This window comes from Amycolatopsis sp. H20-H5 (assembly GCF_035828755.1).
Taxonomy (GTDB): Bacteria; Actinomycetota; Actinomycetes; order Mycobacteriales; family Pseudonocardiaceae; genus Amycolatopsis.
Genome location: NZ_JAYMZS010000053.1, coordinates 49,210 through 58,981, shown reverse-complemented (window position 1 = coordinate 58,981; position 9,772 = coordinate 49,210). Strand labels below are relative to the sequence as shown.

The 9,772-nt window shown below is 71.4% G+C and carries 10 protein-coding genes; 8 read left to right on the top strand and 2 right to left on the bottom strand.

Translation table 11 applies throughout. The features are described 5' to 3' along the window. Positions 1 to 211: 211 nt before the first annotated feature. Entirely contained in the window at positions 212 to 598 is a 387-nt protein-coding gene (locus QMK34_RS26475; RefSeq protein ID WP_326417108.1) for a DoxX family protein, read from the bottom strand. 91 nt (positions 599 to 689) lie between these two features. On the opposite strand from QMK34_RS26475, the gene QMK34_RS26470 reads away from it, so the two are divergent. Continuing rightward, the gene (locus QMK34_RS26470) at positions 690 to 1,769 is read left to right on the top strand and encodes a potassium channel family protein (protein WP_326417106.1); all 1,080 of its coding nucleotides are present in this window, start codon (positions 690 to 692) and stop codon (positions 1,767 to 1,769) included. 118 nt (positions 1,770 to 1,887) lie between these two features. After that, complete coding sequence (locus tag QMK34_RS26465; protein ID WP_442785221.1) at positions 1,888 to 2,361, top strand: hypothetical protein; 474 nt, start codon at positions 1,888 to 1,890, stop codon at positions 2,359 to 2,361. 103 nt (positions 2,362 to 2,464) lie between these two features. Here QMK34_RS26465 and QMK34_RS26460 read toward each other — a convergent pair whose 3' ends face one another. Beyond that, a complete protein-coding gene (locus tag QMK34_RS26460; RefSeq protein WP_442785220.1) occupies positions 2,465 to 3,574 on the bottom strand; it encodes a neutral zinc metallopeptidase in 1,110 nt (369 codons plus the stop codon). Between the two features lie 194 nt (positions 3,575 to 3,768). Here QMK34_RS26460 and QMK34_RS26455 point away from each other — a divergent pair, with 194 nt between their 5' ends. The 6 genes from QMK34_RS26455 to QMK34_RS26430 all read left to right on the top strand — a co-directional run bounded on the left by QMK34_RS26455 (position 3,769) and on the right by QMK34_RS26430 (position 9,703). Continuing rightward, on the top strand, positions 3,769 to 4,920 hold the full coding sequence (locus QMK34_RS26455; protein ID WP_326417105.1) for a proline-rich domain-containing protein: 1,152 nt from the start codon (positions 3,769 to 3,771) through the stop codon (positions 4,918 to 4,920). Further along, positions 4,914 to 5,555 (top strand): DUF4129 domain-containing protein, encoded by a 642-nt coding sequence (locus tag QMK34_RS26450; protein ID WP_326417104.1) that lies wholly within the window; start codon positions 4,914 to 4,916, stop codon positions 5,553 to 5,555. Before QMK34_RS26455 ends, QMK34_RS26450 begins: the two co-directional genes overlap by 7 nt. Beyond that, entirely contained in the window at positions 5,552 to 6,700 is a 1,149-nt protein-coding gene (locus QMK34_RS26445) for a DUF4350 domain-containing protein (RefSeq protein WP_326417103.1), read from the top strand. The genes QMK34_RS26450 and QMK34_RS26445 overlap by 4 nt, the downstream gene beginning before the upstream one ends. Then, positions 6,697 to 7,686: an AAA family ATPase gene (locus QMK34_RS26440; protein WP_326417102.1), complete on the top strand. Its 990-nt coding sequence runs from the start codon at positions 6,697 to 6,699 to the stop codon at positions 7,684 to 7,686. The genes QMK34_RS26445 and QMK34_RS26440 overlap by 4 nt, the downstream gene beginning before the upstream one ends. A 134-nt stretch (positions 7,687 to 7,820) precedes the next feature. Further along, a complete protein-coding gene (locus QMK34_RS26435) occupies positions 7,821 to 9,113 on the top strand; it encodes a DUF58 domain-containing protein (RefSeq protein WP_326417101.1) in 1,293 nt (430 codons plus the stop codon). Continuing rightward, positions 9,110 to 9,703 (top strand): hypothetical protein, encoded by a 594-nt coding sequence (locus QMK34_RS26430; RefSeq protein WP_326417100.1) that lies wholly within the window; start codon positions 9,110 to 9,112, stop codon positions 9,701 to 9,703. Before QMK34_RS26435 ends, QMK34_RS26430 begins: the two co-directional genes overlap by 4 nt. Positions 9,704 to 9,772: the final 69 nt, after the last annotated feature.

Below are 9,772 nucleotides of genomic sequence, written 5' to 3'. Positions count from 1 at the left end.
CAGGACAATGGACCGCCACTACCACCTGACCGCCAGATAGCAGGCCAACGAGCGGCCCACAGCCGGTGTCCACGCCCTCACCGCCGCACCAGGATCAGCCATGCCCTCTCGCCCACAAGCCAGCCACGGCCACTCACCACAACGATCCGGCCTGTTCCGCCCAACTCACCACGCGACCCGAGCCCTCCACACCCCGTTCGACACCAGCCACCTAGCCGTTGTCGCGGACCCGTAGCGCCCACTCCACCAGCGGCCACTGCACGGGCAGGCGGCCCCAGGCGATCGCGCGGTCCTTGGCGGGCTTGCCCTTGCGCTCGGCGTCGAGCGCCATCTTGACATTGCCGGGGAACACGCCGACGAACAGCAGTGCGGCTGCCAGGCCGCCCAGCCTCCTGGTGCGCGGGGTGACGATCGCGGCGGCGACGCCCAGCTCGGCGACCCCGGACAGATGGGTCCAGGTGCGGCGGGAGCCGGGCAGCTCCTTCGGGACCAGCGAATCGAACGGCTTGGGCCGGGCGAAGTGCAGGACGCCGGACGTGCCGAGCAGTGCGGCGAGGAGGAGGGCTGGCCGCTGCGAGCGGCCCGGGGCGGACGACATCGTTCGAGCCTCGCACACGGCGGATGAGCTGACCGGTCGGCTATCCTCCGGGCGTGAGTGACGCTGAACACCGCCCGCGGCGGGCTGGTGCATGAAGATCAGGCGCCTGCCACTGACCGGCCTGCTGAGCGACCGCCCCGATCACGAGCTCGTCGGCGTGATCCGGATGCCGGAACTGACCGTCAGCCCGATGCGCGCGATCCTGAAACGGATCATCGGCGCGCTGCTGGCGCTGCTGGTGACCGTGATGATCGTCTACCTCGACCGCAAGGGGTATCGCGACGTCAACGGTGACGGGCTTTCCCTGCTCGACAGCCTCTATTACGCGACAGTCTCCCTGTCCACGACCGGTTACGGCGACATCGCGCCCGCCACGGCGTCGGCGAGGCTCGTCAACGTCCTCGTGATCACGCCGCTGCGCGTGCTGTTCCTGATCGTGCTGGTCGGGACCACCCTGGAGGTGCTCACCGAGCGCTCCCGGCAGGCTTTCAAGATCCAAAAATGGAGGACGAAGGTGCAGGACCACGTCGTGGTCGTCGGATTCGGCACAAAAGGCCGGTCCGCCGTGAACACCCTCCTCGGGGACGAGAGCACCGAACCCGGCCACATCGTGGTCGTCGACACCGACCAGCAGGCCCTCGACGCGGCCAGCGCGCTCGGCCTGGTCACCGTGCACGGCTCGGCCACCCGCGCCGACGTCCTGCGGGTGGCCGGGGTGCAGCGAGCCCGCGCCGTGGTCGTCGCGCCGAACCGCGACGACACCGCCGTCCTCGTCACGCTGACCGCCCGTGAGCTCGCGCCGGACTCGCACATCGTGGCGTCGGTGCGGGAGGCGGAGAACGTCCACCTGCTCAAGCAGTCGGGCGCGAGCCAGGTCGTGGTGTCCAGCGAGACCGCCGGCCGCCTGCTGGGCATAGCGACGTCGACCCCGCTGGTCGTGGACATGGTCGAGGACCTGCTGACGCCCGAGTCCGGGCTCGCCATCGCCGAACGGCCCGTCGAGCAGTCCGAGGAGGGCGGGTCGCCGCGGCACCTGCCCGACCTCGTGCTCGGCGTGGTCCGCGACGGCGTGCTCTACCGCGTCGACGCGCCGCAGGCGGACGCGATCGAGCCGGGCGACAAGCTGCTGTATGTGCGGAAGGTGACCGCTTCGGAGACCATCCAGCGTTGAGCGGGTACGCCCCAAGCGCCAGCCCGAAAACCGCCCGTATGCCGGACGTTGCCGATCGTGATCACGGCCGGTGGCCGCTCGCTGTGTTTTGCCGGGACTATCTGGAACGATTGACCTCGTGCGCCAGCGATCCGACCCCGCCAGACAGCAGCTCTCCCTGAGCTGGAACGTGCTGGCCTTCGCCGGTGGTGTGGGTCTGCTGGTGGTCGTGCTGGCCTGGTTCCTCGGTCCCGGGCTCTTCGGCATCAGCAGCACCCCGGTGGGCTCGACGGTCCAGGCCGAGGTCGTCACCCCCGCGGCCTGCACCGGGGCCAACGCGGGCGAGGCGGTCCGGTTCTCCTTCGGCGGCAAGAACCGGGACGGCATGCTCGACGGTTGCGGCCACGGCAAGGGGGAGCGGATCGACGTCACCGTGCCCGACGGCGCCGCCGAGACCGGCACGATCCAGGTGACCGCGGCCGAGACCGTGGTGGGCGCCAGTGACCTGCGCCGTCCGGTCGGCCTCGCGCTGCTGGTGCTCAGCTGCTTCGCGGGCGGGATGTACACGTTCCTGGTGCTCCGCGGCCCTCGGCGCGCCGTCGTCGCTGCCTGAGCCCCGCCAGGGCCTCGCGTGGATGGTCCCTGAAGGCCACCTTCACAGCGTTTTACGCCGTGAAGGTGGCCTTCAGGGACCGTCGACCAGGGGCGTCAGGGCGTCAGGAGACTGCGGACGAGGGTGCGGAGAAGGTGTTGCAGTCCGCGATGCGGTTGTTCGTCGCGCCCGCGCGCCACCACGACGCGTAGTGCGCGTTCGTGCCGTGGTCGTGGCTGCGGGAGGTGTTGTCGCCGCGGGTCTCCTGGTCGTTCCAGGCCTTGTTGTACATGTCGCGGTCGATCGTGCCGCCCTGGTCGACGTGCGCGCCGAGGAACATGCCGGAGAAGCACTGGGCCTGCAGTTCCTTGCGTCGCGACATCTCCAGCCCGGCCGGGCTGGTCTGGCCCGCTTCGTAGATCTTCTGCCAGGCGGCGTCCATCAGCCCGGCGACCTCCTGCACGTGGTGGCCGTACTCGTGGGCGAACAACGCCAGGTAGACGCCCGGGTTGTTGCCGTACTGGTCGGTCTGCAGCCCGCGGAAGGGCACGTAGAGGTTGTTTTCGCAGTAGTACGCGGCCGTCGCGATGCCGACCTGGATCGTGCCGCATTCGGTGTCGAAGCTCGCCCCGGTCGGGAAATGCAACTCCGGCGAGGTGAACGGCAGGTGGTAGGCCTCGAGGAACGGGCCCCACGCGGCGTCGAGGCACTTACTGGCGGCGGTGAAGAAGGCCTCCGCGCCGTCCTGGGTGCTCTGCCACGGCGGGAGGCTGCACGTCCGGTTCTGCAGACCGGCGTTCGGGTCCTGCAGGATCGGGTGGTCGCCCAGCTTGAGGACCTTCTGCGGGCCTTCGGCGCTCGGTGAGGTCACCGTGGACGGCGTGGGCATCGCGCTCGTGGACGACGCGGGTGAGGACGAGCCGCTTGGCGGCAGCGTGGCCGGGTCCGTCGGGGTGGGCGCGGGCGGGGCGTAGTTCGCGTTCGCCACCGGGGTGTTGTCGTTGTGGTTGAGCGCGACTATCGCGACCAGGCCGAGCACCAGCACGGCGACGGCGCCGAGGCAGATCCCGACGATGGCGCCGGCGGACTTGCGCGGCGGCGCCGGGAACTGGTGGGGCTGGCCCTGCCACGGCGCGGGCTGGCCCTGCCACGGGCCTGCGGGCGGCCTGCCAGGCACGGGCGGTGGCTGGACGGCCCCGCGTGGCGGCCATTGACCGTGGGGCGGTTGCGTCATCGATGCTGTCCCGAAGGGTCTCGGCGCGAACCGGGTCTGCCCGGCCCAGGTTCAGCATAACGAGGGAACGGTGTGGTTACCCAGTGCTTCGGGACAGTACTTGCGGTAGCAGCTCCGATCACCCCAGCTCTGGTCCGGTTTGTGGGCCTCTGGAAGAGTGTGACCAAGCGATGGTTTGAGGGCGAGGGGCTTCGATGACAGACACCGGTGGCACGTCCGGCCCGGAAGGCGCCGACGCGCCGACACCGAGCCAGGGCATTCCGCAGCAGTCCGTGCCCTCACCGGACGCCCAGCAGGCCCCATCGGCCGGGCAGCCTGCGCAAACCCCCCAGCCGGGACAGTGGCAGTCGCCGACGTCCCCGCCGCCGGGCGCGCCGCAGTACCAGGCGCCGCAGCCGCCGTACGCCCAGCCGCCCTACGGCATGCCGAACCCCGCTGGGCTCGGGAAGCCGGGCGTGATCGCCCTGCGCCCGCTGAACGTCGGCGACATCCTCGACGGCGCGATCACCGCGATCCGCCGCTACCCCCTGCTGATCCTCGGCTTCGCCGCGGTGATCGCGGTGATCACCGCCGGGCTGAACTTCGTCGGCTCGCTGCTGCTGCGGCCGGGACTCGCTTCGCTGCAGCAGCTCGGCCCCGGTGCGACAGACCGCGAGCGAACCAGCCAGGCCCTCGACTTCCTCCTCGAGTCGCTGGCCAGCAACGGCGTCATCCTGCTGGTCACCATGCTCGGGACGACGGTGCTCACCGGGTTCCTCACCGTGGTGATGGGCAAAGCGGTGCTGGGCAAGCCGATCTCGTTCCAGACGGCCTGGAAAGAGGTCACGCCGCGGCTGCTGCCGCTGCTGGGCCTGACCGTCCTCTACACGCTGGCCGTGGTCGCCGCCGCGATCTTCTGCCTGCTCCCCGCCGTCATCCCGTACGTCTTCTGGGCGCTCGCCAGCCCCGCGCTGCTGCTCGAGCGCGGCGGTATCCGGCAGTCGTTCTCGCGCTCGGCGAAGCTCGTGTCCGGCACGTTCTGGCGGGTCTTCGGCATCCTGGCGCTGGCCTGGCTCATCGGGGCGCTGCTGAGCTTGATCATCAGCATCCCGTTCGGCATCGGCAGCGGCGTGTTCGACAGTGTCATCAACCCGACCGCGATCCCGGCGGTGCCCTCGATCGGCGCCCTGCTGCTGGAGTCCGCGGGTTCGATCATCACGCAGACGATCATCACCCCGTTCACCGCGCTGGTCACCGTGCTCGTGTACATCGACCAGCGGATGCGCAAGGAGGGGATGGACATCGAGCTCGCCCGCGCCGCGGGTGTCACGCCGCCGCCCGCCCCGCCCCAGCCGCAGTCGTGGTGATCGGGGCACTCGCCGAGGTCCCGGTCGACATCGACCGGGACACCGCCCGCCTGCGGGCGATCCGGGAGCTGACCGACCCGGCCTACCAGGCCGCGAAGCCGAACCCGTTGCTCGAAGCGTTCAACTGGGTGGTCGACCGGTTCAACGATCTGCTCAACGCCGTGTCGAACGCCGTGCCCGGCGGGATCTTCGGGCTGCTGCTGATCGTGGTGCTGCTCATCGTGCTCGTGGTGGTCGTCCGGCTGCGCGTCGGCAAGGTGGCCAAGTCCGCGCAAGGCGCGAAGCAGGTGTTCGAGGGTCGTAAACGCTCGGCCGACGAGTATCGCCGCGCGGCCGCCGAGGCTGCGTCAAAGGGCGAGTTCGCTGACGCCGTGCGCGAGCGTTTCCGCGCTCTCGTAAGGGATCTGGAGCAGCGAAGCCTGCTCGACGAACGGTCCGGCCGCACGGCCGACGAAGCCGCGGCCGAAGCGGGCGCGCTGTTGCCCGCGGTCGCTGAGCGGTTGCGCGCCGGCGCCCGCCTCTTCGACGACGTCCACTACGGCGGGCTTCCGGCGTCGGCCGACGGCTATCAGTCGCTGGTCGAGCTGGACGAGCGGTGCCGCCGTGAGCGTCCGGTGGCTTTGGTGCGCCGATGACGACTTCCGTCTCTCCCGATCTGCGCTGGATCTGGCGCGGCACGCGGGTCCCGCTCGCGATACTGGCGTTGATCTTCCTGGCCGGGCTGGCGCTGGTGCTCTCCCGCGGTGAGCAGTCCGTCGGCGCGCTGGAACCCGGCTCGTACGAACCCGGCGGCTCCCACGCGCTGGCCAAACTGCTCAAGGACCAGGGCGTCGACGTCCGCACGGCCCGCACGGTGGACGAAGCCAGCCAGGCCATGGACGGGGTGGACGGCGCGACCCTGCTGGTCACCGGCCCGGACCTGGTCCCCGCGGGCAGGCTGGCGGTGCTGCGCGATCGCGCGGCCCATCTCGTGCTGGTCGAGCCGAAGCCGGAGATCCTGCGCGAGGCCGTCCCGTCCGTGCGGTTCGACGGGACCGCGGCGGTCTCGGTCCGGGACCCGGGCTGCACGATCGGTGCGGCGGTCGCGGCCGGGCGGGTGTCGCTCGGCGGGTCGAAATACCGCACCTCGGCCGAGGGCGCGCGCCAGTGCTACCTCGACGGCGGCGCGGGCACGCTCGTGCAGGTTTCCGACGCCGCGCGCACGATCACCGTGCTCGGCGGCAGCCGCCCGCTGACGAACAACGCGCTGGCCGACGAGGGCAACGCGGCGCTCGCGCTGCGGCTGCTCGGACAGCACCAGCGGCTGGTCTGGTACCTGCCGTCGACGGACGACCCGGCGCTGGCCGCGGACAAGCGCCCGTTCTCGGAGCTCATCCCGGACGGCTGGAAGTACGGCGCCGTCCAGGTCGGTGTCGCGGTCCTGCTGCTGGCGCTGTGGCGGGCCAGGCGGCTCGGCCCGGTGGTCGCCGAGCCGCTGCCGATCGTGGTGCGCGCCGCGGAGACGGCCGAAGGTCGGGCCAGGCTTTATCGCAAGGCAGGCGCGTCGGCGCACGCCGCGGAGACGCTTCGGGAGGCTTCGCGAGCTCGGCTGCGGACGCTGCTGGGGCTCTCGCGCGACACCGAAGCCGCGGCGCTGGTGGAGTCGATCTCCACTCGCACCGGCCGCGCGGGCGCCGAGATCGGCGGGGTGCTCTACGGCCCGCCGCCCGCCGACGACGCCGCGCTGGTGCGGCTGGCGGAGGAACTGGACCTGGTGGAACGAGAGGTGGGACGGTCTTGAGCAGTACCGAACAGGCAGCGCGGCCCCAGTTGAGCGCGACAGAGGCGAGGGACGCGCTGATCGCGTTGCGCGCCGAGGTCGGCAAGGCAGTCGTCGGCAACGACGCCGCGGTCACCGGGCTCATCCTCGCCCTGCTGTGCCGAGGGCACGTGCTGCTCGAAGGCGTCCCCGGGACGGCGAAAACGCTGCTCGTGCGGGCCCTCGCGGCGGCGCTGGACCTCAAGACGAAGCGGATCCAGTTCACCCCGGACCTGATGCCCGGCGACGTCACCGGCTCGATCGTGTACGACGCGCACAGCGGCGAGTTCTCGTTCCGCGAGGGCCCCGTGTTCACCAACCTGCTGCTCGCCGACGAGATCAACCGGACCCCGCCGAAGACGCAGTCGTCGCTGCTGGAGGCGATGGAGGAGCGGCAGGTCTCGCTCGACGGCACCACCCGCCCGCTGCCCGACCCGTTCATCGTCATCGCCACCCAGAACCCCGTCGAGTACGAGGGCACGTACCCGCTGCCCGAGGCCCAGCTCGACCGGTTCCTGCTGAAGCTCACCATGCCCATCCCGTCCCGCGAGGACGAGTTCGGCATCCTGGTGCGGCACGCGCAGGGTTTCGACCCGCGCGACCTCGCCGCCGCCGGGCTCAAACCGGTGGCGGGCGCCGAGCACCTGGCCGCCGCGCGCCAGGCGGTCGCCGGGGTCACCCTGCGGCCGGAGGTCATCGGCTACGTCGTCGACGTCTGCCGCGCGACCCGGGCGCTGCCTTCGGTGCGCATCGGCGTCTCCCCGCGTGGCGCGACGGCGTTGCTCGCGGCCACTCGCGCGTGGGCCTGGCTCGCCGGGCGCGACTACGCGACCCCCGACGACGTCAAAGCCCTCGCGAGGCCTTCCTTGCGACACCGCCTCGACCTGCGCCCGGAGGCCGAGCTCGAAGGCGCGACCGCGGACGGCGTGCTCGACCGCGTCCTCGCTTCGGTCCCGGTGCCCCGCTAGTGTCGATTGCCCCTGAAGGCCACCATCACGGCGTTAAACGCCGTGATGGTGGCCTTCAGGGGCAGTTACCCGCGTGGAGACGGAGGCTGGTGAGTTCGACGACGTGGCCTGAGCCGCTGGTTTAGGCTCCGCGCATGGCACTTTCCGGCAGGCTCGGGTTGATCGCGCTCTTCGGGGCGCTGGTGGTCGGGCTGCTGGTCCCGTCGCGGACCGGGGTGCTGGCCGTCGCGGGTGTCCTGCTGCTGCTGGTGCTCGTGGACCTGCTGCTGGCCGGGACTGTGCGCGGGCTGGACTTCGTGCGCTCCGGCGCGAGTTCGGTGCGGCTCGGCGAGCCCGCCGAGGTCACGCTGACGGTCGCGAACCCCGGCGGACGCGCTGTGCGTGGCCTGCTGCGTGACGCCTGGCCGCCGAGCGCGGGCGCCGAGGACCGGCATCGCCTGTCGCTGCCCGCGGGAGAACGTCGTGCGCTGGTCACGAAAATGCTGCCGACGCGGCGCGGGGACAGGCAGGCGTACCGGGTGACCGTCCGCTCGCTCGGGCCGCTCGGGCTCGCCGCGCGCCAGGGTTCGCACGAGGTGCCGTGGACCGTCCGGGTGCTGCCGCCGTTCCACAGCCGCAAGCACCTGCCTTCGCGGCTGGCCAGGTTGCAGCAGCTCGACGGGCGCAACGCGATGCTGATCCGCGGGCAGGGCACCGAATTCGACTCCCTGCGCGAGTACGTCATCGGTGACGACGTCCGCTCGATCGACTGGCGCGCGACGGCTCGCGCCTCGGACGTCATGGTCCGCACCTGGCGTCCCGAACGCGACCGGCACGTCGTGCTGGTGCTCGACACCGGCCGCGTGTCCGCCGGGCGTGTCGGCGACGCGCCGCGCCTCGACGCCGCGATGGACGCCGCGCTGCTGCTCGCGGTGCTGGCTTCACGAGCGGGCGACCGGGTCGACCTGCTCGCCTACGACCGGCGGCCGCGAGCCTCGGTGCAGGGTTCGACCGCGACGACGTTGCTGTCGTCTCTGGTCAACGCGATGGCGCCGATCGAGCCCTCGCTGGTCGAGACCGACGCGCGGGGGATGGTCGCCGAGATCCTGCGGCGCACCCGCCGCCGCTCGCTGATCGTGCTGCTCACCGGTCTCGACGCGGCGCCTCTGGAGGAGGGATTGCTGCCCGTGCTGGCTTCGCTGACCTCGCGGCACCAGCTGCTGATCGCGTCGGTCGCGGACCCCCGCGTCGCCGAGATGGCGAGCGCTCGCGGCGATGCCGAGGCCGTCTACAACGCGGCGTCGGCCGAGCGGACTCTGGCCGAACGCCGCCAGGTCACCGCGCGGCTCGGGCGCTACGGCGTCGACGTCGTGGACGCGACCCCGGAGGACCTCCCGCCCGCGCTGGCCGACCGTTACCTGGCGCTCAAGGCCGCGGGGAAACTGTGAGGAAGCTGCTCGCGGCGTTCGCCGGATGCCTGGTGCTGACCGGCTGCACGAGCCAGGTCGGCGGGGCGGCCGTGCCCGCGCAGAAGCCACCGGCCTCGCTCGACTGTGTCCCCGCCGGCCGGGTCGCGCCGGAGGGCGCGCCCTACTGCTACCGCACGCCCGACGGCTTCACCCAGCTCGCCACCGAGTCCACGTCCGCGGTGACGACGTCGTTCAACCTCCCCCGCGCCCGCACGGTGACCGGCTTCACCGAGCGTGATTCCATCGCCGTGAGCGTGTACAAGCTGGAGGTCGACTCGGACAAGCTCCCGAGCGATCAGCTCAGGAGCGCGCTGCTCGGCACGGCGAACGAGGCGATGGCAGGCGTCTACCGGATCGGCGCCGACGTCCGGCAGACCGTGGTGTCCGGGAGCCGGGCGTACCTGATGCCGATCACCGGATCCGGTTACACCGCCGACGCGGTCGTCATTCTGCGCGGTCACACCCAGCTCGAGATCCTGTGCCGCTACGACCAGCACCAAGCCGAGGTCCAGCGAGGTTGTGCCCAGCTGCGCGACAGCATCCGCGTACTCGATTTCGGCCGCCCCTGAAGGCCACCTTCACGGCGTTTTACGCCGTGAAGGTGGCCTTCAGGGACCACTAACTAACCAGCGTCGAGC